Origin of the sequence: Streptomyces sp. NPDC057002, from assembly GCF_042673825.1 — a bacterium.
Lineage (GTDB): Bacteria > Actinomycetota > Actinomycetes > Streptomycetales > Streptomycetaceae > Streptomyces.
Window position 1 is genome coordinate 1 of the sequence record NZ_JBHURZ010000012.1, and the last position, 26226, is coordinate 26226.

The window sequence follows — 26226 nt, forward strand, 5'->3', positions numbered from 1 at the left end:
AGTTGTGCTCTGCATTTCAACAAGTGAATGCCTGAGTACCTGCCCGAGCCTTGGACCGCACCGTCGCAGCACACAACGTCGTGGCGCCGGCGCCCTATGAGGAGCAGCAGTCTTGCGCGAGTTCAGCCTTCCGGCTTTGTACGAGGTCCCTGCGGACGGAAATCTCACCGACATCGTCCGCAGAAACGCCGCGCAGCACCCGGACGTCGCCGTCATCGCCCGCAAGATCGGCGGTAGCTGGCAGGACGTCACGGCCACCGCCTTCCTCGCCGAGGTGCACACGGCCGCGAAGGGGCTGATCGCCGCCGGTGTCCAGCCGGGCGACCGGGTCGGCCTGATGTCCCGCACGCGCTACGAGTGGACGCTGCTGGACTTCGCGATCTGGAGTGCGGGCGCGGTGACCGTGCCGGTGTACGAGACCAGTTCGCCGGAGCAGGTGCAGTGGATCCTCGGTGACTCGGGCGCCACCGCGTGCATCGTGGAGTCGGACGCGCACACGGCCGCCGTCGAGTCGGTGCGCGACCATCTGCCGGCGCTGAAGCACGTGTGGCAGATCGAGGGCGGCGGTCTCGAGGAACTGGGCCGGCTCGGGCAGGACGTCACCGACCGGACGGTCGAGGAGCGCGGTTCGATCGCCAAGGCCGACGACCCGGCGACCATCGTCTACACCTCGGGCACCACCGGCCGCCCCAAGGGCTGTGTGCTCACCCACCGCAGCTTCTTCGCCGAGTGCGGCAACATCGTGGAGCGGCTGCGTCCGCTCTTCCGCACGGGCGAGTGCTCGGTGCTCCTCTTCCTGCCGCTCGCGCACGTCTTCGGGCGGCTGGTGCAGATCGCGCCGATGATGGCGCCGATCAAGCTCGGCTGCGTCCCGGACATCAAGAACCTCACCGACGAGCTGGCCTCGTTCCGCCCGACGCTGATCCTCGGCGTGCCGCGCGTCTTCGAGAAGGTCTACAACTCGGCGCGCGCCAAGGCGCAGGCCGACGGCAAGGGCAAGATCTTCGACAAGGCCGCCGACACCGCGATCGCCTACAGCAAGGCGCTGGACACCCCCTCGGGCCCGTCCTTCGGCCTGAAGATCAAACACAAGACGTTCGACAAGCTCGTCTACAGCAAGCTCCGCGCGGTCCTCGGCGGACGGGGCGAGTACGCCATCTCCGGAGGGGCCCCGCTGGGCGAGCGCCTGGGCCACTTCTTCCGCGGCATCGGCTTCACGGTCCTGGAGGGCTACGGCCTGACCGAGTCCTGCGCGGCCACCGCGTTCAACCCCTGGGACCGGCAGAAGATCGGCACGGTCGGTCAGCCGCTGCCCGGCTCGGTGGTCCGGATCGCCGACGACGGCGAGGTGCTGCTGCACGGCGAGCACCTGTTCAAGGAGTACTGGAACAACCCCGGCGCGACCGGGGAGGCGCTGGCCGACGGCTGGTTCCACACCGGTGACATCGGCACCCTCGACGAGGACGGCTACCTCAAGATCACCGGCCGCAAGAAGGAGATCATCGTCACCGCGGGCGGCAAGAACGTCGCCCCGGCCGTGATCGAGGACCGCATCCGGGCGCACGCCCTGGTCGCGGAGTGCATGGTGGTGGGCGACGGGCGGCCGTTCGTCGGCGCGCTGGTCACCATCGACGACGAGTTCCTGGGCCGCTGGTGCGCGGACCACGGCAAGCCGGCGGGTTCCACCGCGGCGTCGCTCTGCGAGGACCCGGACCTGCTGGCCGCGATCCAGGCGGCGATCGACGACGGCAACGCCGCGGTGTCGAAGGCGGAATCGGTGCGGAAGTTCCGCATTCTGTCCTCCCAGTTCACGGAGGAGTCGGGCCACCTGACCCCCTCACTGAAGCTGAAGCGGAACGTGGTGGCGAAGGACTACGCGCACGAGGTCGAGGCGATCTACGCCAAGTAGTGCGCGTACGGCGTCATGGCGCGGTGTCCTCGGTGAGGACCCGCGCCATCGTGCGTTCGGCGAGGGCCGTGATGGTCACGAAGGGGTTGACGCCGATCGAGCCGGGCACCAGTGAGCCGTCGATGGCGTAGAGCCTGCGGTAGCCCTTGAGCCGGCCGTAGTCGTCCGTCGCCCGGCCCAGTACACAGCCGCCCAGCGGGTGGTACGTGAAGTCGTCGGCGAAGACCTTGTTGCCCGAGCCGAACAGGTCGTAGCGGTAGATCGTGGCGTTCGCCCTGTTGACCCGGTCGAACAGTTTCTTCGCCATGCCCACCGACACGGCACTCTGCGCCGCGCTCCACCCGAGCCGCACGGCGCCGCTCGCCGAGTCGTACGTGAAGGACGCCCGCTCCGGGTTCTTGGTGATCGCCAGGTAGAGGCTGACCCAGTGTTCGAGCCCCATGGGCAGGGGCGCGATCTCGGCGAAGACGGGGTTGGCGGTGTTGGCCCAGTCGTCGATGCCCATGACCGGCATGGTCGACTGGTTCGCGCCCACCGTGTCCCACAGGTGGTTGGCCCGGCCGAGCATCACGTTGCCGTTGGTGCCCCAGCCGGTGCCGACGCTCGCGTCCAGGGCGGGCAGGGTGCCCGACTCCCGGGCGCGGACGAGGAGTTCCGTCGTGCCGATGCTGCCGCCGCCGAGGAAGAGGTACGTGCAGGCGTACTCCTTGGTCTCGACGACGGTGCCGGTGTCGTCGATCCGCTCGGCGCTCAGGACGTACGTCCCGTCGGCGGCCCTGCTGATCGACGTCACCCGCTCCATGGTGTGGATGGTGACGTTCCCGGTGCCGAGCGCGGAGGCGAGGTAGGTCTTGTCGAGGCTGCGCTTGCCCTGGTTGTTGCCGTAGATGACCTCGCCCGCCAGCGCGGACCTGGTCGCCGTGCCGGCCGCCTCGCGCTCCATGTGGCCGAAGTCGTAGACGTTGGGCACGAAGGTGGTCTTCAGCCCGGCGTTGTCCGCGTGTTTGCGGGAGATCCGGGTGAAGCGGTACCACTCGGTGGACTCGAACCAGGCCGGGTCGATGGTGTTGACGCCGAGCATGGAGCGGGCGCGCGGGAAGTACGTGCCGTACATCCCCGCGGTGTCCACGGTCGGGAACTGCTCGGCGAAGTAGGACCGGAGCGGGGTCACCGCCATGCCGCCGTTGACCAGGGAACCGCCGCCGACACCCCGGCCGACGTACACGGACATGTGGTCGTAGTGCACGCGGTCCAGGACGCCCGGGTAGGCGCTGATGTCCCTGTTGACCAGGTCCAGCCAGAGGAAGGTGGCAAGCGGGGCCTCGGTGCGGGTGCGGAACCACATGGAGCGCCGGTCCGGGGTGCGGGTGGAGCAGAAGATCTTCCCGTCGGGGCCCGGGGTGTTCCAGAGCCCGCCCATCTCCAGGACGAGGGTGCGGATGCCGGCCTGACCGAGGCGGAGGGCGGCCACGGCACCGCCGTAGCCGGAACCGATCACGATCGCCGGGGCGTTGTCGACGGCGGCGGGTTCGGCGGCCGACGCCGACGAAAGACCGATGCGGGTGAGACCGGACGCGGCGGCCGTCTGGAGGGCCACCATGCCCAAGATTTGACGTCTCGTCAGCTGATGCTGTATCAGTTTTGCTGCCATGCGCGCAGCATGTGCGGATTTTTACGTTCCGCCTAGGGTCCGCGGGCCCCGCTCAGAGCAAAGCTTTGAGCTTCTCCGCCAGCAGGTCCCAGCGCCACTTCTCCTCGACCCACTCCCGTCCCCGCTCCCCCATCCTCCGGCGCAGCTCGGCGTCACCGAGGAGCGTGACCACCCGCTCGGCGGTCTGCTCCGCCGAGCCGCCCCGGACGACCCAGCCCGTCTCGCCGTCGAGGACCGCGTCCGGCGCGCCGCCGGAGTCGCCGGCGACGACGGGCAGCCCGGTCGCCGAGGCCTCCAGATAGACGATCCCGAGGCCCTCGACGTCGAGGCCGCCGCGCCGGGTCCGGCACGGCATCGCGAAGACGTCACCGGCGCCGTAGTGGGCGGGCAGCTCGGACCAGGGCACGGCGCCGGTGAAGCGTACGGAAGCGGCGACGCCGGTCTCCTGGGCCAGCTTGCGCAGGTCGCCCTCGTACGGTCCGCCGCCGACGATCAGCAGTACGGCGTCCGGCTCGGCGGCGAGGATCCGGGGCATGGCCCGGATCAGCGTGTCCTGCCCCTTGCGCCGCACCAGCCGGGACACGCACACGATCACCGGCCGGTCCGTCAGCCCGAGCCGCGCCCGGATCTCGTCGCCGCCCGAGTCCGGGTGGAAGGTCTTCTCGTCGACCCCGGGCGGCAGCTGCGCCATCCGGGCGGCGGCCTGCGGGCTCAGCGCGCCGGCGATCCGCGAGCGCGTGTACTCGCCCAGGTAGGTGATCGTGTCCGTGGAGTCCCCGATCCGGCGCAGCAGCTGCCGGGCCGCGGGCAGCTGGGCCCAGCCGGCCTCGTGCCCGTGCGTGGTGGCCACCAGCCGCTCGGCGCCCGCGTCGCGCAGCGCCGGTGCCATCAGGCCGAGCGGCGCCGCCGCCCCGAACCACACCGACGCGCAGTCGTGCTCCCGCAGCAGCCCGACGGCGCGCCGGGTGACGGCGGGCGTCGGCAGCAGCATGGTCGTACGGTCCCGTACGACGGTGAAGGGCTGTTCGGCGTCGAAGGCGGCGGTCGCCTCGACACCCTCCCGGCTCCGCTTCCACGTCGACGCGTAGACGACCAGCCGCTGCGGGTCCAGCCGCAGCGCCATGTTGTGCAGAAACGCCTGGATGCCGCCGGGCCGGGGCGGGAAGTCGTTGGTCACGATCAGGGTCTTGCGCACGCCGCCGACCCTACCGAACCCGACCCTCACAGCCGTGCGCGGCGGCTCTTATGGCACGCTCACAGCTCTCCGGGACATCATGACCCCATCGACAGAGCACGCGGACGGGCAGGGATCAGGTGAAGACGACGGGCACGAGGCGGTCCCTGGCATGGCTGCCGGTGATCTGGTGTCTCACGAGGCTGTCGCTGCTGCTGTTCGTGATGAAGGTGTACGTCTTCCCGGGCCCGGACGTGACGAGCGACGTGCATGTGATCTACCAGGGCTGGTACGAGATCCTGCGCACCGGAACGTTCCCTCAGAACGACGTCACCTGGCAGTACCCGCCCGCCGCCGCCCTGGCGATCCTCTCCCCCGCGCTGCTGCCCTTCCTGCACTACGCGACCGCGTTCTTCGTCCTGGTCTGTGTCACCGATCTGGCCGTCCTGGCTCTGCTGGCGTACGCCGGGCGGCGGCCCGGCCGGACCCTGCGCGGCGCCTGGGTCTGGGTGGCGGGCGTGCCGCTGCTGGGTCCGACGGTGTACGCGCGCTACGACGTGATGGTCACGGCCGTGGCGGTGGCGGCGCTGCTCGCCGGGGTCCGGCACCCGAAGGCGATGGGGGCGCTGGCGGCGTTCGGCGCGCTGCTGAAGGTCTGGCCGGCGATGCTCCTGCTGGCCGCCCGCCGGCGGAGCGCCTGGGTGTCGGCCCTGGTGACCGGCATCGCGGTGACGGGCGTCTTCGCCCTGGTCATGCCCGGCGGGTTCGCCTTCCTGACCTTCCAGCGCGACCGGGGCACCGAGGTGGAGTCGCTCGGCGCGCTCGTCTTCCATGTCGCCCGGCACTTCGGCTGGCAGGGCGAGGTGCGGCTGAACTACGGCTCGATCGAGTTCCTCGGGCCGTATGTGAGCGAGGTGAGCACGGGCGCGCTGTTCCTGACGGGTGCGGCCTTCGGCTGGCTGGTGCTGTGGCGGTTGCTGGCGCGGCGCTTCGAGGATCACACGCTCGCCGACGCGGCCTTCGTGGCGGTGCTGATGTTCACGACCACCAGCCGGGTGATCAGCCCGCAGTACATGGTGTGGCTGGTCGGGCTGGCCGCGGTGTGCCTCTGCTTCCCCGGGAGCCGGATGCGGCTGCCGGTCGGCCTCGTCCTGGTGGCGTGCTTCGTGACGGTTCTGGAGTTCCCGCTCTACTTCGCCAACGTGGTGGCCAGCGACGGCCTCGGCCTCACCCTGCTGTTCCTGCGCAACGGCCTCCTGGTGGTCGCCACCCTCCTCGCGGCCCGCGCCCTGTGGAAGGCGACGGTGCCGCGCACGGTCCCCGCTCCCCTGCCGTCTCAGCCGGCCGCCCGTGCCGGGGAGACCCCCGTCTCCTCCTGAGCCGGGGCCCGCCGGAACAGCACCCCCGCCAGCCCGCACTGCACCGCCGTCGCGAGCGCCAGCGCGAGACACACCCCCGGCAGGCCGAGCCCCGTCAGGCTGTACGCGAGGGCCAGCTGGACCGCGGTCCCGAGCAAGGTCACCCGCAGCAGCACCGAGGCGCCCCCGCTGCCCTCGAAGACCCCGCCGAGCGCGATGAGACAGGCCATCAGCAGCAGATAGGGCCCGACGCAGCGCAGGAACACCGCACCCTCATGAGCGACCCCGGGCCCGGCGCCGAAGGCGGCCATGAGCCAGGGGGCACCGGCGGCCGACAGTACGGCCGCGCTGAGGCCGAGGGCGCCGGAGAGGAGCACGGCCTGCCGCCCGATCGCCCGTCGCTCGTCCTCTCCGGCGCCTCGGGTGTGCGCGGTGTGGATGGCGGCGGCCTGGCGGACGGCGTAGAAGGCCATGGTCGCCACGTACATGACCTTGTAGGCGATCGCGTACCCGGCCACCGCCGTCACCCCGAGCCGCGCCACGATCGCGACCAGGACCAGGGCGCCCGTCTGCCGCACGGTGAAGTCGGCGGACATGGGCAGACCGGTCGTCAGCGTCCGGCGCAGGGAGACGGCCAGGGACTCGCCCGCCTCCGCCTCGCGTGCCTTGCGCAGCAGCGCGTTGCGCCGCACCGCGACGAGTCCCGCCGCGAGCGCCACGGACCGGGACAGCACCGTGGCAGCGGCGGCGTCCCGGACGCCGTAGAGGTGGATGAAGAGCGGGTCGAGGGCCAGGATCAGGCCGTTGGAGAGCAGGGCGAGCCGCAGCGGGGTTCTCGTGTCGCCGGTGCCTTTGAGGATGCCGTCGACGAGTTGCTGGGCGAAGAAGACGGCCATGCCCGGCAGGGAGAGGGTGAAGTAGGCGACGGCTAGCGGGAGAGCGGCGCTGTCGGGCCCGCCCAGCACCAGCCGGGCCAGCGGTTCGCGCCCCAGCAGACCGCCCGCCACGACCAGCGGCGTCACCAGCGCCCACAGCGCCCATCCGCCGCGCACGGCCGCCCTGACGGCCACGGGGTCGCGTGCGCCCCGTGCGTGTGCGACCAGGACGGTCGTACCGGAGCCGAAGACCAGGGCGACGCCGAGCAGCACGTTCTCCGTGTTGGTCGCCACGGCCACGGCGGCCACGGCCGGGCCGCCCAGCCGCGCGACCCAGACGGTGTTGATGATCCCCGCGGCGACGGAGGCGAGCAGCGAGAGGTAGACGGGTCCGGCGAGCAGGAGGAGGTGCTTGCGATGGGCGTTCACGGTGTCTGTCCCCCTGGTCCCCGAGTTCTCATGACCCTCGATACGAGCTATATCGATTCGAGGTAACTCGTTAAGAGGTAGCATGCGTCACACGTCACCCGCAAGGAGGACCGAAGGAGGACCATGCTGGAGCTATCGATCCTGGGCTTCCTGGCCGAGGAGCCCCTGCACGGCTATGAGCTCAAGGAGCGCATCAAGGCGCTGACCGGCCATGTCCGGCCGGTGAGCGACGGCGCGCTCTACCCGGCGATCACACGCCTGGTCGGGGCGGGCCTGCTCGACCAGCACACCGAGCCGGGCGCGAGCGCGGCCCCGCGCCGGATCCTCGCCCTCACCGACCGGGGCCGCGAGGAACTGCTGGAGCGGCTGCGCCGGCCGAAGCAGACCGAGATCACCGACCACGTCCGCTTCAACACGGTCCTGGCGTTCCTGCGCCACCTGCCCGACCGGCACGAGCAGGCCGCGGTGCTGCGCCGCCGGCTGGACTTCCTGGAGAGCCCGACGAGCTTCTTCTACGCGTCCGGCAAACCGGTCCGCGCCGAGGAGACGGACGACCTGTTCCGCCAGGGCATGCTCCGGGTCGCGCGAGCGACGGGCGAGGCGGAGCGGGCCTGGCTGCGGGAGACCGTCGCACTGCTCGGTCAGCCGAGCTGAGCCCGCAGATACTCCTGCCACTCCTTCGTGAACGCCTCCGGCGTCGTCCCCAGCACCTCGCGCATAGCCTCCGCCACCGCCCCGGCCCGCTTCCGGTGGTCCCCGACGGCCCGGTAGAACTCGCCCAGCCGGGACTCGCCCCAGCGGTCGGCGATCAGCCGGCACGCCGTCCAGCCGCTCTCGTAGGCCCGGGCCAGGCGGCTCGCGTCCCCGCTGAAGCCGAAGTCCTCGTCCTCCGGCAGCGCGGCCGGGACCTGCCCCTGGCTCACGGCCCTGGACAGCTCGGGCGCGGCCTCGGAGGGGATACGGCCGGTGGCGCGGTAGCCGACCCAGTCGGCGTAACCCTCGGACAGCCAGAGGGGGGTGGCGGCGCTGGTGTGGGCGCGGGTGGCGACATGGGTGGTCTCGTGGGTGACGACGACCTGCTCGCCGAGGCCGCCGAGGAGCGCGAAGGCGTCCGGATTGACGATGATCCGGTCCGCCGGCGCCCGGGCCGGAGCGCCCGTCTCGCCGGTCGTCACCGCCGCGATCCCGCGGTAGGAGGAGGCGGGCGAGCCGAGCAGCCCCGCCATCCCCTCCAGGGACTTCGGCACGAGCACGACGACGTGCCGGGACCAGCCGGTGCCCCACGCCTCGGACACGGCGGGCACCGCCCGGTCGGCCAGTTCCGCGAAGTCACGCAGCGACTTGCCGGACTGCCCGACGCCGAGCACGAGGCTGCGGGCGCCCCGGACGGCCTGCACCGCCCCTTGGTCCCACAGTTGCTGGGCGGACTTCTTGGCGGGCCGGTCGGCTTCGACGGACCACCGCCCGTCCGTGTCCCGGCTCAGCCGCAGGGTGCGGCCCGCGGTCACCGGCGCCCGGTCGTACCCGGCGACGCGGTAGCGCAGTTCGGCGTCGGCGGTGGCGCTGTCGCCGGTGCGGCGCATATCGGTCACCCGGTACGACCAGTCGGCCAGGGGCAGCGCGCGCAGCCGGGCGAAATCCACCCCCGCGCCCGTCCGTTCGTAGGCCCGCTCGTCGCGGTCGAGGACCGCGGCGGCCCGCCGGTCCAGGAGCCGCTGTACGTCGGCCGTGGCGCTGTCGGCGGCGGACCGCCCGCCGCACCCGACCAGGGCGACGAGCAGCACGACGAGCGTCACCACCGCGGACCCCGACCTTCGACCAGCCACGTTCCCGATCGTACGGGCGCCCGGCCGCGCGGGTCAGACCCTGGTGACCGAGGAGACGGGCATCATCCCGACCGGGTCGTAGCGCACGGGTGCGCCGGGGTAGGGCGCGTGGATGACCTGGCCGTTGCCCATGTACATCCCGACATGGCTGGCGTCGTCCCGGTAGACGACCAGGTCACCGGGGCGCGCCTCGGACAGCGGGACCTGCCGGCCGGCGTACCGCTGGGCCTGCGAGGTGCGCGGCAGGGACACCCCGGCCTGCGCGTACGACCACTGCGTCAGACCCGAACAGTCGAAGCCCGAGGGGCCGTTGGCGCCCCAGACGTAGGGCCTGCCGACCACGCTGCGGGCGGCGGCGACGGCGGCGGCCCCGCGTCCCGAGGCGGCGGTGGCGTTCCCGAGGTAGGGCAGGTCGCCGCGGCCGGAGCGGGAGGCCCGGTCGTAGGCGGCGCGCTCGGACTCCGGCAGGGAGTTGAGCAGCCGCCGGGCCGCGGCCAGCTTCTTCTCGACGGACTTCTTGTGGACGGCGACCGTCTTGCGGCTCTTCTCCAGTTCGCGGAGCTTCCCGGCGGCCTCCTCGCGGTCCTGGGCGAGTTCGCGCATGGCGTCCTGGAGGTCCTTCAGCTCACCGGCCTGGTGGGCGGTGACCCGGTCCAGCCGGGCGGCCCTGTCGAGGTAGTCCTCCGGGTCGTCGGAGAACAGCAGGGCGAGGGACGGGTCGAGGCCGCCCGAGCGGTACTGGGCGCCGGCGAGCGAACCGAGGGACTCCCGCATGGAGTTGATGCGCTGCTGCTGCCGGGCGATCCGGTCCCGGGCGGTGCCGGCCTCCTCGCGCAGCTCGTCGGCGCGCTCGTCGGCCTTGTTGTAGGCCTCGGTGGCCTTCTCGGCCTGCTCGTAGAGGCGGTCCACCTCGGCCCGGGTGTCGTCGTGCGGTGCGGACGCGGCCGGTACCGCGCACAGGGCGGTGGCCGCGACGGACAGGAAACCGACCGCGGCACCGGCGCCCCGGTCGAACCCGGACGGTGCAAGTCGGCGATGGGACCCCACGGGAAGCCGCTCTCCTTCCGCTGACGGACTTGGAAACGCGGCAGACAGTAGCCCCGCGACCGGGAGCAGCCAACGACCATCCGTGGGTACGCGGCACGACGCCCCGCCGCTGACGCAGGTCACCGGCGGGGCGTGGGCTTACTCGAGGATGTGGTGATTCCCCCGAATGGCGGACACGTGTCCTCGGGGGGTGCCGTTCGTCAGACGCGGACGCCGAACATGAACGGGCCGCCGATGGTGTCCATCGACTCGTAGCGGACGACCGTGCCGGTGCGCGGGGCGTGAATGATCTGCCCGTTGCCGGCGTAGAGGCCGACGTGGTGCAGGTCGTTGAAGAAGAAGACCAGGTCGCCGACCTTGAGCTGGCTGACCGAGGAGATCCTGGTGCCGATCTGGGACTGCGCCTCGGAGGTGCGCGGGATCTGCATGCCGGCCGCCGCGTAGGCCCGGGAGGTGAGGCCGGAGCAGTCGTAGGAGCTCGTGCCGGTGGCGCCGTAGACGTAGGGCTTGCCGAGCTGGCTCTGGGCGAAGGCGAAGGCCGCGGCGGCCCGGCCGGAGCCCTGCGGGACGTTGCCGGTCAGGGCGTCGCGCTGGCTGTCCCGGCTGGCGCGGTCCTGCTCGGCGGCGAGCGCCTGCTTCTCGGCGGCGGTGAGGCTGTTGAGCAGCTTCTGCGCGGAGCCGAGCTTGCCCTGGACTTCCTTCTTCTTCTTGCCGAGTTCGGTGCGGGTGGAGGCGAGGTCCTTGAGCTTCTCGGAGGCCTCGGCGCGCTCCTGGGCGAGTTCGCGCTGCTTCTCCTGGACCTTCTTCAGCGCCTCGACCTGCTGGCTGCTCAACTGGTCGAGCGTGGAGGCCTTGTCGAGGTAGTCGTCCGGGTTCGAGGACAGGAAGAGCTGCACCGAGGGGTCGATGGAGCCGGTGCGGTACTGCGACGCGGCCGCGATGCCCAGGCTGTCGCGCAGCTCGTTGAGCTCCTCCTGGCCGCGGGCGACGTTGTCCTGGATGGTGGAGATCTCCTTCTGGAGCTTCTCCTGCTTCTCCTTGGCCCCGTTGTACTTCTCGGTGGCCTGCTCCGCCTCTTCGTAGAGCTTGTCGACCTTCGCCTTGACCTCGTCCTTGCTCGGCTTCTCGCTGGGGGCCGCGTTGGCGGCCTGCGCGCTGAAGGCGACGGCAGCGGCGGCGGCGGTGGTCAGCACGGTCACACGTGCGCGGCTCGGCTGCTTCGGACGACGGTGGGACGCCACGGGTGAAAGCTCCTTCTGCCCCCTCCGCCGTCTCTCCCGATGAGTGATCACCCGAGCGGAGGTTTCGGAGCCTGACCCTAGTGACCTTCCTGTGATCAGTTCAAATCCTCAGATGAAAAAATGCGTCACAGTGAGCCAACTTTTCCCCTGGACTCACAGGCGGTGAGACTCACTTGACTTAACGTGGCCCACAGGTCTCATCAATTCGGGCATCACGCCCGGACGTTACGCAACGCCCGAAGGGCGCCTAGGACCGCGAAAGACGCTTGAGGAGCATCGCCGAGGCCACCGGGCGTGCGCCGGCGCGGGCCACCCCGTCGGCGACCTCCCGGTCGGTGGACGCCACGATGACCGGCCTTCCGGGTGGTTCGGCGCGCACGAGTTGACGGATGAGCTCGTCGGCGGTGACGCCCGGCTTCGAGAAGAGCACCCGTACCCCGCGCGGCGGCGCCAGCAGGACCGGCGCGGCCAGTTCCGCCCCGTCGAAGACGCAGGTCACCTCGGCGCCGCTCTGCGCCGCCAGTTGCGAGAGCTGCCCCAGCAGCCTGAGGCGCTGCTTCTCCAGCGGCATCTGCGGATAGCCGGTCTTGGTGACGTTGTAGCCGTCGACGACCAGATGGGCCTGCGGCAGCGCCAGCAGCTGGTCGAGGACCTGCGGGTCGTTCTCGGAGAGCGCGCGGGCGGCGATGTCCTTCGGGGTCATCCGGCCCGGCTCGACGGCGTCCACGGTCTCGGCGGGCCGTACCGACACCGGTGGCAGGGCCAGTTCGCGCCGGAGCCCCTGGGTGGCGTCCAGCAGGGTGTCCAGCAGCAGCCGGACCCGCATGTCCTCGACGCTGCGGCCTTCACGGGCCGCCCGGCGCGTGGCCTCGAGGGCCGCCTCGGTCTCCCCCAGCCTGGCCTTGAGCCGCCGGGTCTCGCTCTCGGCGGCGGACAGCTGGGCGTGCCCCTCGGCGCGGACGGCCTCCATCTCGCCGTGCGCCTTGCGCAGGGCGGCCTCGCCGCGCTTGACGTCGCTGAGGGCGGCGCGGAGCTTGCGGTGCAGCGACTCGGATTCCCGTTTGGCCGATTCCAGCTCCGTGCGCAGCCGCTCGGTCTCGGCCCTGGTGTGGTCACGGGCCCGGGCCAGCTCGGCGCGCAGCCGCTCCAGCTCGGCCCGGCTCTCCTCGTCGGCCCGCTCGGCGTCGGCCCGCTGGGCCTCCTCGCCGGCGGCGGTCACCAGCTTCACCCAGTCGGTCGGCCGCAGTACGTAGGCCGCGGCCGCCACGTCGAGCGGGTCCGCGGCCGGGGGCGGGGAGCCTGAGTCGAGAGCGCCGGCGAGTTCCGGCTGGGCCTCTCTGAGCTTCTCCCCGATGCGCTGCCGGAACAGCGGGTCGGTCTCCAGCGCGGAGGCCATGGCGTTGCCGGCGAACTTGGCCCTGCGGTTCGGGGCGAACCGGGCGTACTGCCTGAGCTGTGCGGGCAGCTCGCCGACCGTCAGCGATCCGAAGCCGTCGGAGACGATCTGCACGACCTTGCGGCGCACACCGTCGGGCAGCGGACGGTCGAGCACCTCGGCGGCGCCGTCGCCCGGCCCCCCGCCTGTGGTCTCCACCATCCGTCACACCCCAATGCCTGTGCGGGGGCCCTGCTCCCCTCAGGAGCCGGCGCCCGGCCTGTCCACGAGTTCCACCTGGTCCACCGCGTTGCACCAGCGGCAGCGCACCGACTCGATGGTCTCACTGAGCACCTCGCGCTCCTCGACCTTGGCCTCTCCGGCCAGGTCCAGGTGGACGTACTCGACGACCTTCGACGAGCGGGTCACGTCGAAGCGCGTGAGGTTGCCGCAGAGGGTGCAGCGCCACCGCGTCTCGGCGGTCGGCAGGGGAACCGTCATCGTGGCCTGTTCTCTTTCCTTCTAGTGTCCGCGACGCCACCGGCTTCCCCGGTGCGTGTGGCTCGTAACCCTACGGCCTGCCGGGTCTTCATCGCCTGCGTGTCCACGGCGGCGAGGCGGTCTGGGCGGTTGCGTCCGGTTACGTCATGCTCTGTAGCCATGATCAGCAAGTGGAGCGCGTCGATCACCCGGGCGAGCGGCTCGATCAGGGGGTCGTCGGCGCCGGTGACGTACTCACTGATCGCCCTGTGCTGCACGGTCTTCCTGGCCGGGCCCGCCTCGGGCATCGGCCCGGCGTACGGCTCGGGCGACGATCTGCTCGCCGCGCAGCGGGCCTACTTCCGGCACTGGGGCGTGATCCCCGCAGAACTGTTCGAGGGATCCCCCGGGTCGGCCCTCACCCCGGTGACGGCGCTCTTCGTCCACGGCACCTGGGTGCACCTGCTCGGCAACATGCTCTTCCTCTACGTCTTCGGGGCGATGACCGAGGAACGGATGGGACGGGTGCAGTTCACCCTGTTCTACGTCGGCTGCGGCTACCTGGCCCTGCTCGGGTACGCCGTCGCCAACGCGGATTCCGAGCAGCCCCTGGTCGGTGCCTCCGGGGCGATCTCGGCGGTCCTCGGCGCGTTCCTGTACCTGTTCCCCCGTGCCCGGGTGACCAGTCTCCTGCCGTTCCTCTTCTTCCTGCCGGTGCGCTTCCCGGCCTGGGTCGTGCTGCCGTTCTGGGCGGGGCTGCAGTGGCTGGCGGCGGGGCGGGCCTCGGACGGGCCCGGGGTGGCCTACCTCGCCCACCTGGTCGGATTCGGTCTGGGCTTCTGCTACGCCTCGGTCCGCTACGGCCGCCCCACCGGCCCCACTAGAGTGAAGGCCGCCCCTGCTCCGGCCCCCGAGGGAGAGAACCAACCGTGATCACCGCGATCGTCCTCATCAAGACCAGCGTGGACCGGATCCCCGAGATCGCGGAGTCGATCGCGGCGCTGGACAGCGTCAGCGAGGTCTTCTCGGTCACCGGCACCTACGACCTCATCGCGATGGTCCGGGTGAAGGAGCACGAGAACCTCGCCGACGTCATCCCCGGCCGGATCAGCAAGATCCCCGGCGTCGAGGGCACGGACACGCACGTGGCGTTCCGTACGTACTCGCAGCACGACCTGGAGGCGGCGTTCTCCATCGGGCTGGACAACTAGGACTCGCACGCATGACCGGCTCCGGATGAAGGGTTCTTCATCCGGGGTTCATCATCCGCCGCGGGTTCCGTCCGCAGGATCGGGCGCATGGCATTCTCCCGTCGTATGGCCGCCCTCTCCGCGGTCGTGCTGATCCCCCTGGGCATCGCGGCGACCAGCTACGCCCTCACGGACAGCCCTCAGTCGCCGAAGGTCCCGTCCCAGCAGGTCGAGCTGGACAGCGGCACACCCACCCCCACCTCCACGCTCGGCCCCACCCCGAAACCCACGCCTGGCGACGAGGTCGTCTCGCGGCCTCCGGTGACCGACAGCTCGGCTGGTGACGATGATGACGACGACCGCGGCCAGGGCAACGGAGACGACGGACCGGGCGACGACGGACCCGGCTCCGACAACTGACGGCCGGCGGCGCGTCTCCGCGCGGGTCCGCATCCTGCTCTGGCTGCTGCTCGTGATGGCGGTGGCGCTCGCCTCGGTCGCCATGACCACCCGCTCCTTCCTGCTGCGGGACGTCGACAACCGGATCAACCGCCTCCTCACCCAGGAGACCGGCGAGTTCGCCAACTTCGAGGAACGGGGCGGGGACCCGCAGACGGGCCGCCCGTTCACCGACGCCAACCGGCTGCTGACGGTGTTCCTCGAACGGCAGTACCCCGACGCGGACGAGGAGCTGATCGGCCTGGTCGGCCGGGCGGGCGGCGGCCCCCGGCAGATCCGCCAGCGGCACGACCTGCCCGTCGCCCTGCCCCTGCACCGGGATCCCCGGGCCAAGCGCGCCGTCTTCGAGTCACCCGAGTCCTCCGGGGTGCTGCGGCGGCCTCAGGGCGAGATCCGCTGGGCCAAGGTCACCGTGGCCCGGCAGGGCCGGGCGCCGGACGCCGCGTTCGTCGTCGCCTTCCACCCGGAGCGCGAGCGGGCACGGGTGAACGACATGTTCCGCACGCTGCTCGTCATCTCCGGCGCCGCCCTGCTGCTGACCGTCGGCATCGCCTGGGCGGTCGCCGGGCGGATCCTCAAACCGGTGCGGGTGGTGCGCACCGCGGCGGCGCAGCTCACCGAGCAGGGCCTCACCCGGCGGATCCCGGTGCACGGCAACGACGACATAGCCGCCCTCGCCGAGACGTTCAACGGCATGCTCGACCGGCTGGAGCGGGCCTTCGCCGCCCAGCGCGAGTTCGTCGACGACGCGGGACACGAACTGCGTACCCCCATCACCATCGTGCGCGGACATCTGGAGCTGATGGGCGACGATCCGGCCGAACGCGAGGAGACGGTCCGGCTGGTCACCGACGAGCTGGACCGGATGAGCCGCATCGTCGAGGACCTGCTGCTGCTCGCCAAGGCCGAACGCCCCGACTTCGTCACGCCCGAGCCGGTGCAGATCGCCGAACTCACCGCCGACGTCTACGTCAAGGCCCGCACCCTGGGCGAACGCGACTGGCGGCTCGACGGGGTCGTTGATCTGGAGGCCGAGCTGGATCCGCAGCGGATCACCCAGGCCATGGTGCAGCTCGCGCAGAACGCCGTGCAGCACACCACGACCGGCCAGACCATCCGCATCGGCTCCCGCACCGAGGGCCCTGACCTGGAGCTGTACGTCGCCGACTCCGGGCCCGGTGTGCAGCCCCAGGACGCCGAGGTGATCTTCGAACGCTTCCGGCGCGGCACGGCCCGCCGCGGCACCCGGGGCTCCGGCGCCGGCCTCGGGCTGTCCATCGTCAAGGCGATCGCCGAGGGCCACCGGGGCCGGGTACGGCTCTACGGCTCGCCCGGCGGCGGCGCCGGCTTCGCCCTCGTTCTGCACGCACCCCGGGCACCGGAAGGGGACCCCTCGTGAACCGCATCCTCATCGTCGAGGACGAGGAGCGCATCGCCTCCTTCGTGGAGAAGGGCCTGCGCTCCAACGGCTTCACCACGACCGTCGTCACCGACGGCGACGCGGGCTACGAGTACGCCCTGACCGGCGGCTTCGACCTCGTCGTCCTGGACATCGGGCTGCCCGGCCGGGACGGCTTCACCATCCTGCGCGAGCTGCGGGAGGCGCGGGTGTCGGTGCCGGTGATCGTGCTGACCGCACGGGACTCCGTACGGGACACGGTGGCCGGCCTGGAGGGCGGTGCCGACGACTGGATGACCAAGCCGTTCCGCTTCGAGGAGCTGCTCGCCCGGGTACGGCTGAGGCTCCGTACGGCGGCGCGGGCGCCGGAGGTGACGGTGCTCAGGTCGGGCTCCCTGAGCCTCGATCTGCGCACGCGCCGGGCCCGTTCCGGGGAGCGGACGGTCGATCTGACGGCGCGTGAGTTCGTGCTGCTGGAACTGTTCCTGCGGCATCCCGGCCAGGTGCTGTCCCGGGAGCAGATCCTGTCCCATGTGTGGGGGTACGACTTCGATCCGGGGTCCAACATCGTGGATGTGTATGTGCGGACGCTGCGGAAGAAGCTGGGGGCGGAGCGGGTGGAGACGGTGCGGGGGATGGGTTACCGGGTGCCGTAGTGCCATGTGTGCGCCGTTGCCGGGTGCGGGCCGTCTGTGGCTGGTCGCGCCCACGCGGCGGAGCCGCACATCGATACAGCCCCGCGCCCCTGAAGGCGTGTGAAAGCTCCTTCATGTGAGGCTCATGGGCGGCTCACCACGATCGCCGAACCTCGATGACGTGACCCTGAATCCGCGCTCCACCACCGCCCTGTGCCTGGCGCTGTCGTTGTGCGCGCTGCTCGCGGTCCCCGGGAACTTCCCGGGACTCGGCGGCGACGCCCGTTTCACGCTCGCCGTGTTCGTGTTCGCGACCTGTGCGTGGATCGGGACGTCGATCGACGACACCTACATCGCGCTGGGCGCCGGACTCGCGCTCACGGTGACCGGGGTGATCAGCAGCGACACCCTGTTCGGCACGCTCGGCGATGCCACGGTGTGGCTGCTGATCTGCGCGTTCGTGCTGGCGGCCGCGGTGAGCCGGACCGGGCTCGCGGGCCGGGCGGCGGTGTTTCTGGTCAGCGGGGCACGCACCGTACGGCAGCTCGTGCACCTGACGACGGCCGCCTTGGTCGTCACGGCGTTCGCGGTGCCCGCCACCTCGGGCCGGGCCGCGCTCGCGCTGCCGGTGTTCCTCGCCCTCGCCAAGGTCCTCGCCGACCGGAAGCGACTGGTCGTGATGCTGGCGTTGCTGTTTCCGACCGTGATCCTTCTGTCGGCGGTGGCGACCCTGATCGGTGCGGGCGCGCATCTGATCACCGTGTCGGTGCTGTGGGAGACGACCGGGCAGCACATCGGCTTCGCGGAGTGGCTGCTGCTGGGTCTGCCGCTGGCCGTGGCCTCGTCCCATCTGGCGGCCGAGCTGGTGATGCTGACGACGACCCGGCGGGCGGACCGCCGCGGCCCGGTCAGCATCACCCCGGAGCAGATCCAGGAGCACAGCGAGCAGCCGGTGACCGGCCCCTGGAGCCAGGCCGAGAAGCGCTGCGCCCTGCTCCTCGCCACGGTGGTGCTGCTGTGGTGCAGTGAGCCGCTGCACCGGGTGCCGCCCGCGCTGGTCGCGCTGATCGGCGCCGTCATCGCCTCCTCCCCCGCCCTCGGCACCGTCCGTCTGAAGGACGCGCTGAAGACCGTCCCCTGGTCGCTGCTGCTGTTCATGGCGGCGACGATGGCGATGGGCGTCGCGCTCGCCGACTCGGGAGCGGCGAAGTGGCTGGTCTCGGGGCTGCCGACGGGCGAGGCGCCGGTGGTGTTCCTGGCGATCGTGATCGCCGTCAGTACGGCGGCCCACCTGGTCCTGCAGTCCCGCTCGGCCCGCTCGTCGGTCCTGGTCCCGCTAGTGGTGACCGCTGCCGTCGGCGTCGGGGTCAACCCGGTCGCCGCCGCGCTCGCCTCCACCGCCGCCGCGGGCTTCTGCCACACCCTGCCCGCCTCGGCCAAGCCGGTCACGCTCTTCGCGCAGATCCCCGGCACGCCCACCTACACCCCGCGCGACCTGCTGCGGCTGTCCGCGTTCCTGGCGCCGCTGACCGCCGCCCTCGTCCTGCTCTTCGCCGTCGCGGTGTGGCCGCTGCTCGGCGTGTCCGTCACCCGTTGAGGAGTCCTCATGCTGACCCGTGTCGTCGTAGCCCCCAGCGGCTTCAAGGAGTCCCTGTCCGCGGAGGCGGCGGCCGACGCCATCGCCGCCGGTGTCCGCCGTGTCCTGCCCGACGCCGAGATCGACCTGGTTCCGCTGGTGGACGGCGGCGAGGGCACGGCCGTCTCCCTGGCCGCCGCGACCGGCGGCCGGCTCGTCACCGTTCCCGCCACCGGCCCCGTCGGGGAGACCATCGGCGCCCATTTCGCCCTGCTGGGCTCAGGGGACACGGCGGTGGTGGAGATGGCGGCGGTCGCGGGCCTCTCCCTCGTCCCGCGCGACCTGCGCGACCCGGGCGCCACCACGACCTACGGCGTCGGCGAGCTGATCCGCTCCGCGCTCGACCTGGGCGTGCGGCGGATCCTCGTCGGCTGCGGCGACTCGGGCACCTCGGACGGCGGCGCGGGCGCGCTCCAGGCGCTCGGGGCCCGGCTCCTGGACGAGGAGGGCCGGGAACTGCCGTACGGAGGAGCCGCGTTGGCGCGTCTGCACCGCATCGATCCGCGGGGCCTGGACTCCCGGCTGGCGGAGGTGGAGCTGCTCGTGGCCTGCAACCCCTACAACGTGCTGTGCGGGGAGCGGGGCGTCGCCCGGGTCTTCGGCCCGCAGAAGGGCGCGACGCCGGCCCAGGTCGAGGAGCTGTCGGCCGGCCTGGAGAACTGGGCCTTCGTCCTCACCCGCGATGTCGCCGTCCCGGACACGAACCTCCGCCACGGTCCCGGAACGGGGGCCTCCGGCGGTCTGGGAGCCGGCCTCGCCGCCCTCGGCGCCCGGCTTCTCCCTCGCTTCGACGTGCTGCTCGACCATCTCGACCTGGACGCCAGGCTGGCCCGCGCCGACCTGGTCGTCACCGCCGAGGGCGCCCTGGACCACCAGACACCGCGCGGCAAGGTCCCGGCCGAGGTGGCCCGCCGGGCCAAGCTCCACGGCCGCCCGGTCCTGGCCCTCGCGGGCACGCTCGGCGAGGGCGCGCACGAGGTGCCGGGCGTGGACGCCTTCAGCGGCATCCTGCCGGCGCCGATGGCCCTGGCGGAGGCCCTGGTGCGGGCCTCCGAACTCCTCACGGACGCGACCGAACGCGCCCTGCGGATGATCCTGCTGGGCGCCCGGCTACCGGCTCACGCGGAGGTGTCCGGGACGCAACGGCCGTCCTCCGTACGGTAGTTCCACCGCGCGCCGTCCTGGACCAGCTCCTTGACGGCGCTGACGAACCGCTCGACGTGCTCGTCGGGCGTGCCCGCGCCGAAGCTCACGCGGATGGCGTTGAGGGACTTCTCGCCGGGAGCCGCCTCCGGTGCGCCGCACTCGCCCTGGGTCTGCGGGTCGCTGCCCAGCAGGGTCCGCAGGAGGGGGTGGGCGCAGAACAGCCCGTCCCGCACCCCGATGCCGTACTCGGCGGAGAGGGCGGCGGCGAAGTGGGAGCTGTTCCAGCCCTCGACGACGAAGGAGATGACGCCGACACGCGGGGCGTCATCGCCGAAGAGGGAGAGGATCCGGACCTCCGGCACCTCGGCGAGGCCCGTACGCACCTTCTCGATCAGGTACTGCTCGCGCGCGACCAGGTTGTCGAACCCGGCCTCGGTGAGCGCCGTGCAGGCGGAGGCGATGGAGTAGGCGCCGATGACGTTCGGGGAGCCCGCCTCGTGCCGGGCGGCGCTCTCGTGCCACTCCACGTCTACGCCGCCGTCCGTACGCCGCGCCACCTTCCGCGAGGCACCGCCGCCGGCGAGGTAGGGGTCCGCCGCACGCAGCCAGTCGGCCCGGCCGGCCAGGACGCCGGAGCCGAAGGGCGCGTACAGCTTGTGCCCGGAGAAGGCGACCCAGTCGACGTCGAGGTCCGCGACGGACACCGGGTGGTGCGGGGCCAGTTGGGCGGCGTCCAGCACGATCCGGGCGCCATGGGCGTGCGCGGCCGCCGCGAGCTCCCGTACGGGCCACAGCTCGCCGGTGACGTTCGAGGCGCCGGTGACGCAGACGAGGGCCGGCCCGTAGCCCCCCTCGATCGACACAGTCCGGTCGGCGAGGGCGCGCTCCAGGGTCTCGACGGCCTGGCGCGGGCTGCTCGGGGCGTCGAGGTAGGTGACGTGCGTGTTCCGCCACGGCAGCAGGGAGGCGTGGTGCTCGGTCTCGAAGACGAAGACCTGGCAGTCGGCCGGGAGCGCGGCGGCGAGGAGGTTCAGGGAGTCGGTGGTGGACCGGGTGAACACCACCTGGTCACCGTCCCGGCAGCCGAGGAACTCCGCGACGGTCCGCCGGGCGTTCTCGAAGAGGTCGGTCGACAGCTGGGACAGGTACCCGGCACCGCGGTGGACGCTGCCGTAGTACGGCGCGTAGGCGGCCACGTCGTCCCAGACGCGCTGGAGCGCCGGGGCGCTGGCGGCGTAGTCGAGCGCGGCGTAGGTGACCTCGCCCCCGGTCACGAGCGGCACGGTGACATCCCGGCCGAGAACGGGCAGCGAGGCACAAACGGACTGGTCGGCGGCAGCGGTGGAGACGGACATGGCGGAACTCCCGTGAGAGACAGGGGTGAGAGAAAAGGGCTGTGCGGAGGCGGGGCTCTGCGGCCCTATCGCATTCGCTTGCTCACGGAAGACTCCTCGACGACCAGGACCCCTGGTATCGCGAGGGGTCCGCGCTTGCCGTAGACCTCGCTGCCTACGGCCTGGTCTTCACCCGGGGCACCCCGCCACGGACGGAGGGTTGCCGGACAGTCGGCCGGGGCCTCATGACTGTCACTCATGACCTGATCAGGAAAGTACGTGAAGTGATCGCGGTCCCGCAACTCGTGTCCGCATCGCGGGACCGCGCTCACCTCGGTTACGCGTTGCTGGCAGCCACCCAGCGCTCCAGGGTCCGCTTCGCCGCCCCCGAGTCGATCGACTCCGCCGCCTTCGCCATCCCGGCACGGATCTGGTCGGCCAGCGGTGCCACCGTCGGCTCCAGAGCCACCAGCGCCGCCGCCGAGTTCAGCACGACCGCGTCGCGGACCGGGCCGGTCTCGCCCTCCAGCAGGCGGCGGGCGACCTCGGCGTTGTAGGAGGCGTCCGCGCCGCGCAGGGCCTCCACGGGGACCAGTTCGAGGCCCACGTCGCGCGGGTCGAAGGGCTCCTCGGTCACCTTGCCGTCCCGGACGATCCACACCCGGGACGTGGCCGTGGTGGTCAGTTCGTCCAGGCCGTCGTCGCCGCGGAAGACCAGGGACGAGTTGCCGCGCTCGGCGAAGACGCCCGCGACGATCGGCGCCATGCGCGGGTCCGCCACACCGACGGCCTGTGCCCGCACCTTCGCGGGGTTGGTCAGCGGACCGAGGACGTTGAAGATCGTGCGGACCCCCAACTGGCCACGGGCCGCTCCCGCATGCCGCATCGCGGGGTGGAACTTCGCCGCGAAGCAGAAGGTGATCCCGGCCTCCTCGGCGACCCCGGCCACCCGGTGCGTGGGCAGCTCCAGGTTGACGCCGAGCTTCTCCAGGACGTCCGACGCCCCGGACGCCGACGACGCGGCGCGATTGCCGTGCTTGACGACCTTCGCACCGGTGCCGGCGATGACGATGGCCGACATCGTGGAGATGTTGACGGTCTTCGCCCCGTCGCCGCCCGTGCCGACGATGTCGACGGCCGGGCCCGGCACCTCGATCACGTTCGCGTGCTCGTACATCGCCCGGACGAATCCGGCGATCTCCTCGACGGTCTCGCCCTTGGCGCGCAGCGCCACCACGAACCCGGCGATCTGCGCGTCCGTCGCCTCACCGCGCATGATCAGGTCCATCGCCCAGGCGGTGTCGTCGGCGGTCAGGTCCCGGCGGTCCAGCAGGCCGTTCAGCAGGGCGGGCCAGGAGCGGCCCGCCGCGGTGTCGCCTCCAGCGGGGGTCACAGCGCTCATAAGCCGCTCCTGGGTCCTCGTATGTCACGTAAAAGCAGTGGTCCCACCCTATCCAGCCCCGGGCACCGCGAAGGGCCCCGTCCGAACACCGGACGAGGCCCTTCTGTGGCGTGGCGAAGCAGCGATCAGTGGTGGCCGTGGCCGCTCGTGATCTCCCGGTACTCCTCGGCGGTGGGCTTCGGGATCTGGGCCCCCTCGCCGTAGTAGGACTCGCTGAGCTTGGCGCGCAGCTTCTCGGAGCCCTTCACCTTGCGCTCGACACCGTTCTCGTCGGTCGTCGGACCGATCTCGGCCGGCTGGTACTGGTCGTGCGCCGTGAGCGTGTACATCTGCTCCTGGCTGAGCGGCTCGTGCACCTCGATGAACTCACCGTGCGGCAGGCGCTTGATGATGCCCGACTCGCGGCCGTGCAGCACCTTCTCCTTGTCCCTGCGCTGAAGGCCGAGGCAGATGCGCTTGGTGACGATGAACGCGAGGACCGGTCCGAGGAAGAACCCGATCCGGACGAACCAGGTGACCGAGTTGATCGACAGATGGAAGTGCGTGGCGACGATGTCGTTGCCACCGCCGATCAGCATGATGATGTAGCCGGTGACCCACGCGACACCGACACCGGTACGGGTCGGGGCGTTGCGCGGCCGGTCCAGGATGTGGTGCTCGCGCTTGTCCCCGGTGACCCACGACTCGATGAACGGGTAGAGGGCGATGATCCCGAGGAAGACACCGAACAACACCAGTGGGATGAACACGCCCAGGACCAGCGTGTGGCCCCAGAAGTTGACCTCCCAGCCCGGCATCGCGCGGATCAGGCCCTCGGCGAAGCCCATGTACCAGTCGGGCTGGGCACCGGTCGACACCTGGTCGGGACGGTAGGGGCCCAGGACCCAGATCGGGTTGATCGTCGCGATGCCGGCGAGGGCCGAGATGACACCGAAGACCAGGAAGAAGAAGCCTCCGGCCTTGGCCATGTAGACCGGCAGCAGCGGCATGCCGACGACGTTCTTGTTGGTCCGTCCGGGACCCGCGAACTGGGTGTGCTTGTGGTAGAAGACCAGGATCAGGTGGCCGACCACGAGCCCGAGCATGATGCCCGGCAGCAGCAGGATGTGGATCGAGTAGAACCGGGCGACGAAGTCGGTGCCCGGGAACTCCCCGCCGAACAGGAACATCGAGATGTACGTGCCCACGATCGGCACGGACAGGATCGCGCCCTGCGTGAAGCGGACACCGGTGCCGGAGAGCAGGTCGTCCGGGAGCGAGTAGCCGGTGAAACCGGTGAACATGCCCAGGACGAACAGCAGGAAGCCGAACATCCAGTTGATCTCGCGCGGCTTGCGGAACGCGCCGGTGAAGAAGACGCGCATCATGTGCACGAACATGCCGGCGAGGAAGATGATCGCCGCCCAGTGGTGGATCTGCCGGATCAGCAGACCGCCGCGGACGTCGAAGCTGATGTCCAGGGTGGAGGCGAACGCCTCCGACATCAGCTGCCCCTGGAGCGGGACGTAACTGCCGTGGTACTCCACCTCGTTCATCGACGGGTGGAAGAACAGCGTCAGATACACACCCGTGAGGATGATGATGATGAAGCTGTAGAGGCAGATCTCACCCAGCATGAAGGACCAGTGGTCCGGGAAGATCTTGCGCATGTTGGCCTTGGCCAGGGAGTAGATCCCCAGGCGGCCGTCGGCCCAGTCGGCGACCCGCTCACCCGCGGGTGCCTTGCGGCGTTCTTGTGCAGTGCTCATCCGCGCTCCCAGAAAGCAGGGCCGACGGGCTCGTCGAAGTCGCCGAGCGCCTCAAGATAGCCCTCGTCGTTCACGCCGATGCGGAGCTGCGGCAGGGCGTGACCGGCGGGACCGAAGATCACTCGGGCACCGTCGGAGAGGTCGAAGGTGGACTGGTGGCAGGGGCAGAGCACGTGGTGCGTCTGCTGCTCGTACAGGGAGATCGGGCAACCGACGTGGGTGCAGATCTTCGAGTAGGCGACGATGCCCTCGTGCGACCACTCGAGCTCGCGCTTGTCCTTGATGTTCTCCGGCTGGATCCGGACGATCATCAGGGCGGCCTTGGCGATCTCGTTCTGGAACTCGTGGTCGTGCTCCTCCAGGCCCTCGGGCTTGGCGAAGGTCAGCGAACCGACCGCGACGTCCGAGGGACGCAGCGGCTCGTCCGTGTTCATGTTGACGAGCAGCTTGCCCTTGGACCACAGCGTGTGGCGGAGCTTGGTGCCGGGCAGCGGGCCGAGGTCGCGCAGCAGCACGACACCGGAGAGCGGCACCAGCGTGAGCGCGCCGAGCATGGTGTTGCGGATCAGCTTGCGGCGGCCGAGCGCGGACTCCTTGGCGCCCTGCTTGAAGTCCGCGAAGACCTTCTCGCGGACCTCGGGCGTCGCCGCGATCGCGTGCCGCTCGTCGGCGACCTCCACGTCGGACATCAGGGTGCGCGCCCAGTGGACGGCGCCCGCGCCGATGCAGAACAGCGCGATGCCGAGCGTCATGCCCAGCGCGAAGTTCAGCGCGCTGATGTGACCCAGCGGGAAGATGAAGACCGACTTGTCGACCGGGATCGCCACGAACGCGGCGATGAAGGCGACGGTGGCCAGCATCGACACCGTGAACAGCAGGGCGACCGAACGCTCGGACCGCTTGGCGGCCCGCTCGTCGACGTCCTGGATCCGGTGCTCGTGGGGAGGCAGGCCCGGGTCGGCGAACGGGTGCTTGTCGTCCGGGACGCTCACCGCGTCGTGCCCGTGCTCGTCACGTCCCGCGTGCTCGGCGGGCAGGTTCTCTTCTGGAATGTCTTGGCTACTCATGACTTCTTGGCCTTTGCGGTCCGGGCGGCGACCCACACGGCGACGGCGATCAGTCCGCCGAGACCGAAGATCCAGCCGAACAGGCCCTCGCTGACCGGCCCGAGGCCGCCGAGCTCGAGGCCGCCGGGGCTCTCGGTCTTGTCGCTGTTGACCGCGTCGAGGTAAGCGATGATGTCCTTCTTGTTCTCCTCCGACAGCGTGGTGTCGGGGAAGGACGGCATGTTCTGCGGGCCGGTCTGCATGGCCTCGTAGAGGTGCTTCGCGGAGACGCCCTCGAGGGTCGGCGCGTACTTGCCGTGCGTCAGCGCGCCGCCCTTGCCGGTGAAGTTGTGGCACTGCGCGCAGTTGGTGCGGAACAGCTCACCGCCCTCGGCGATGTCGGCGCCCTCGGGGCCGTACTGCTCCTCCGTCGGGATGGACGGACCGGCGCCCAGCGAGGCGATGTACGCCGCGAGCTGGTCGATCTCGGCCTGCGAGTAGATGTTCTTCTTCGCCGGGACCTGCGGGCCCTGCGAGGTGGCGGCCGGCATGCGGCCGGTGCCCACCTGGAAGTCGACGGCCGCGGCGCCCACACCCACCAGGCTCGGCCCGTCGGAGGTGCCCTGACCGCCGGTGCCGTGGCAACTGGCGCAGCCGACCGAGTAGAGCTTCTTGCCCTCCTCGATGGTGAGGGACTGGGCGGTTTCGTCGGCCTTCGCCGGGCTCGTCGGTGCGAACACGGCATACAGCCCCCCGGTGCATGCCAGCGCGAGGAGTAGGACGACGAGCGCCGCCATCGGGTGGCGTCGTCGTGCGGAGAGCTTTTTCACGGATTACCCCGGTGTCAGGATCTTCTGCGTCGATGC

23 protein-coding genes and 1 riboswitch are annotated in these 26226 nt (G+C 71.1%); of the genes, 10 read left to right on the plus strand and 13 right to left on the minus strand.

The annotated features are described in order from the left end of the window. Nucleotides 1-112: 112 nt before the first annotated feature. A complete protein-coding gene (locus ACFT32_RS40535) occupies nucleotides 113-1909 on the plus strand; it encodes an AMP-dependent synthetase/ligase (protein ID WP_382499199.1) in 1797 nt (598 codons plus the stop codon). Nucleotides 1910-1922: 13 nt separating this feature from the next. On the opposite strand, the gene ACFT32_RS40540 is transcribed toward ACFT32_RS40535, so the two are convergent. Beyond that, a complete protein-coding gene (locus tag ACFT32_RS40540) occupies nucleotides 1923-3509 on the minus strand; it encodes a GMC oxidoreductase (RefSeq protein ID WP_382499202.1) in 1587 nt (528 codons plus the stop codon). A 103-nt stretch (nucleotides 3510-3612) separates the two neighbouring features. Continuing rightward, nucleotides 3613-4755, minus strand: a complete 1143-nt coding sequence (locus tag ACFT32_RS40545; RefSeq protein WP_382499206.1) for a glycosyltransferase family 4 protein — start codon at nucleotides 4753-4755, stop codon at nucleotides 3613-3615. A gap of 119 nt (nucleotides 4756-4874) precedes the next feature. On the opposite strand from ACFT32_RS40545, the gene ACFT32_RS40550 reads away from it, so the two are divergent. After that, nucleotides 4875-6113 (plus strand): glycosyltransferase 87 family protein, encoded by a 1239-nt coding sequence (locus ACFT32_RS40550; RefSeq protein ID WP_382499208.1) that lies wholly within the window; start codon nucleotides 4875-4877, stop codon nucleotides 6111-6113. Here the strand turns inward: ACFT32_RS40550 and ACFT32_RS40555 are convergent. Further along, nucleotides 6071-7396, minus strand: a complete 1326-nt coding sequence (locus ACFT32_RS40555; RefSeq protein ID WP_382499211.1) for an MATE family efflux transporter — start codon at nucleotides 7394-7396, stop codon at nucleotides 6071-6073. The two genes, ACFT32_RS40550 and ACFT32_RS40555, sit on opposite strands and share 43 nt — an antisense overlap. A gap of 123 nt (nucleotides 7397-7519) precedes the next feature. On the opposite strand from ACFT32_RS40555, the gene ACFT32_RS40560 reads away from it, so the two are divergent. Then, nucleotides 7520-8050: a PadR family transcriptional regulator gene (locus tag ACFT32_RS40560; RefSeq protein WP_382499213.1), complete on the plus strand. Its 531-nt coding sequence runs from the start codon at nucleotides 7520-7522 to the stop codon at nucleotides 8048-8050. Here the strand turns inward: ACFT32_RS40560 and ACFT32_RS40565 are convergent. The 5 genes from ACFT32_RS40565 to ACFT32_RS40585 form a co-directional block, all read right to left on the minus strand. Beyond that, nucleotides 8038-9222, minus strand: a complete 1185-nt coding sequence (locus tag ACFT32_RS40565) for a hypothetical protein (RefSeq protein ID WP_382499215.1) — start codon at nucleotides 9220-9222, stop codon at nucleotides 8038-8040. The two genes, ACFT32_RS40560 and ACFT32_RS40565, sit on opposite strands and share 13 nt — an antisense overlap. 33 nt (nucleotides 9223-9255) lie before the next feature. Then, the gene (locus tag ACFT32_RS40570; RefSeq protein ID WP_382499217.1) at nucleotides 9256-10269 is read right to left on the minus strand and encodes an NlpC/P60 family protein; all 1014 of its coding nucleotides are present in this window, start codon (nucleotides 10267-10269) and stop codon (nucleotides 9256-9258) included. A 200-nt stretch (nucleotides 10270-10469) separates the two neighbouring features. Next, complete coding sequence (locus tag ACFT32_RS40575) at nucleotides 10470-11510, minus strand: NlpC/P60 family protein (RefSeq protein WP_382499218.1); 1041 nt, start codon at nucleotides 11508-11510, stop codon at nucleotides 10470-10472. A 247-nt stretch (nucleotides 11511-11757) separates the two neighbouring features. After that, complete coding sequence (locus ACFT32_RS40580; RefSeq protein WP_382499220.1) at nucleotides 11758-13107, minus strand: NYN domain-containing protein; 1350 nt, start codon at nucleotides 13105-13107, stop codon at nucleotides 11758-11760. A 39-nt stretch (nucleotides 13108-13146) separates the two neighbouring features. Next, nucleotides 13147-13386: a hypothetical protein gene (locus tag ACFT32_RS40585; RefSeq protein WP_184596435.1), complete on the minus strand. Its 240-nt coding sequence runs from the start codon at nucleotides 13384-13386 to the stop codon at nucleotides 13147-13149. Nucleotides 13387-13545: 159 nt separating this feature from the next. Between ACFT32_RS40585 and ACFT32_RS40590 the strand changes: the two genes are divergently transcribed. The 7 genes from ACFT32_RS40590 to ACFT32_RS40620 all read left to right on the plus strand — a co-directional run bounded on the left by ACFT32_RS40590 (nucleotide 13546) and on the right by ACFT32_RS40620 (nucleotide 19848). Continuing rightward, nucleotides 13546-14298, plus strand: coding sequence for a rhomboid family intramembrane serine protease (locus tag ACFT32_RS40590; protein ID WP_382499222.1), 753 nt, complete (start codon nucleotides 13546-13548; stop codon nucleotides 14296-14298). Then, nucleotides 14295-14576 (plus strand): Lrp/AsnC family transcriptional regulator, encoded by a 282-nt coding sequence (locus tag ACFT32_RS40595; RefSeq protein ID WP_382499224.1) that lies wholly within the window; start codon nucleotides 14295-14297, stop codon nucleotides 14574-14576. The genes ACFT32_RS40590 and ACFT32_RS40595 overlap by 4 nt, the downstream gene beginning before the upstream one ends. 87 nt (nucleotides 14577-14663) lie before the next feature. Next, complete coding sequence (locus ACFT32_RS40600; protein WP_382499225.1) at nucleotides 14664-14975, plus strand: small secreted hydrophilic protein; 312 nt, start codon at nucleotides 14664-14666, stop codon at nucleotides 14973-14975. Next, nucleotides 14905-16413 carry an ATP-binding protein gene (locus tag ACFT32_RS40605; RefSeq protein WP_382499625.1) on the plus strand — a complete coding sequence of 503 codons (1509 nt, stop codon included), beginning with the start codon at nucleotides 14905-14907 and terminating at the stop codon, nucleotides 16411-16413. Before ACFT32_RS40600 ends, ACFT32_RS40605 begins: the two co-directional genes overlap by 71 nt. Further along, nucleotides 16410-17069, plus strand: a complete 660-nt coding sequence (locus ACFT32_RS40610; protein WP_215121980.1) for a response regulator transcription factor — start codon at nucleotides 16410-16412, stop codon at nucleotides 17067-17069. Before ACFT32_RS40605 ends, ACFT32_RS40610 begins: the two co-directional genes overlap by 4 nt. A 160-nt stretch (nucleotides 17070-17229) precedes the next feature. Continuing rightward, entirely contained in the window at nucleotides 17230-18645 is a 1416-nt protein-coding gene (locus tag ACFT32_RS40615) for an SLC13 family permease (protein ID WP_382499227.1), read from the plus strand. A gap of 9 nt (nucleotides 18646-18654) precedes the next feature. Then, on the plus strand, nucleotides 18655-19848 hold the full coding sequence (locus tag ACFT32_RS40620) for a glycerate kinase (RefSeq protein ID WP_382499229.1): 1194 nt from the start codon (nucleotides 18655-18657) through the stop codon (nucleotides 19846-19848). Here ACFT32_RS40620 and ACFT32_RS40625 read toward each other — a convergent pair. From ACFT32_RS40625 to ACFT32_RS40645, 5 genes are all read right to left on the minus strand, one after another. Then, entirely contained in the window at nucleotides 19803-21185 is a 1383-nt protein-coding gene (locus ACFT32_RS40625) for an aminotransferase class V-fold PLP-dependent enzyme (RefSeq protein WP_382499231.1), read from the minus strand. The genes ACFT32_RS40620 and ACFT32_RS40625 overlap by 46 nt on opposite strands. A 126-nt stretch (nucleotides 21186-21311) precedes the next feature. Next, nucleotides 21312-21428, minus strand: a riboswitch (SAM riboswitch). A gap of 73 nt (nucleotides 21429-21501) precedes the next feature. Then, entirely contained in the window at nucleotides 21502-22566 is a 1065-nt protein-coding gene (trpD, locus tag ACFT32_RS40630; RefSeq protein ID WP_382499233.1) for an anthranilate phosphoribosyltransferase, read from the minus strand. Between the two features lie 125 nt (nucleotides 22567-22691). Continuing rightward, nucleotides 22692-24314 (minus strand): cytochrome bc complex cytochrome b subunit, encoded by a 1623-nt coding sequence (locus tag ACFT32_RS40635; RefSeq protein WP_382499234.1) that lies wholly within the window; start codon nucleotides 24312-24314, stop codon nucleotides 22692-22694. Further along, complete coding sequence (locus ACFT32_RS40640; protein ID WP_382499236.1) at nucleotides 24311-25381, minus strand: Rieske 2Fe-2S domain-containing protein; 1071 nt, start codon at nucleotides 25379-25381, stop codon at nucleotides 24311-24313. The genes ACFT32_RS40635 and ACFT32_RS40640 overlap by 4 nt, the downstream gene beginning before the upstream one ends. Continuing rightward, on the minus strand, nucleotides 25378-26190 hold the full coding sequence (locus ACFT32_RS40645; protein ID WP_382499239.1) for a c-type cytochrome: 813 nt from the start codon (nucleotides 26188-26190) through the stop codon (nucleotides 25378-25380). Before ACFT32_RS40645 ends, ACFT32_RS40640 begins: the two co-directional genes overlap by 4 nt. Between the last annotated feature and the right edge of the window lie 36 nt (nucleotides 26191-26226).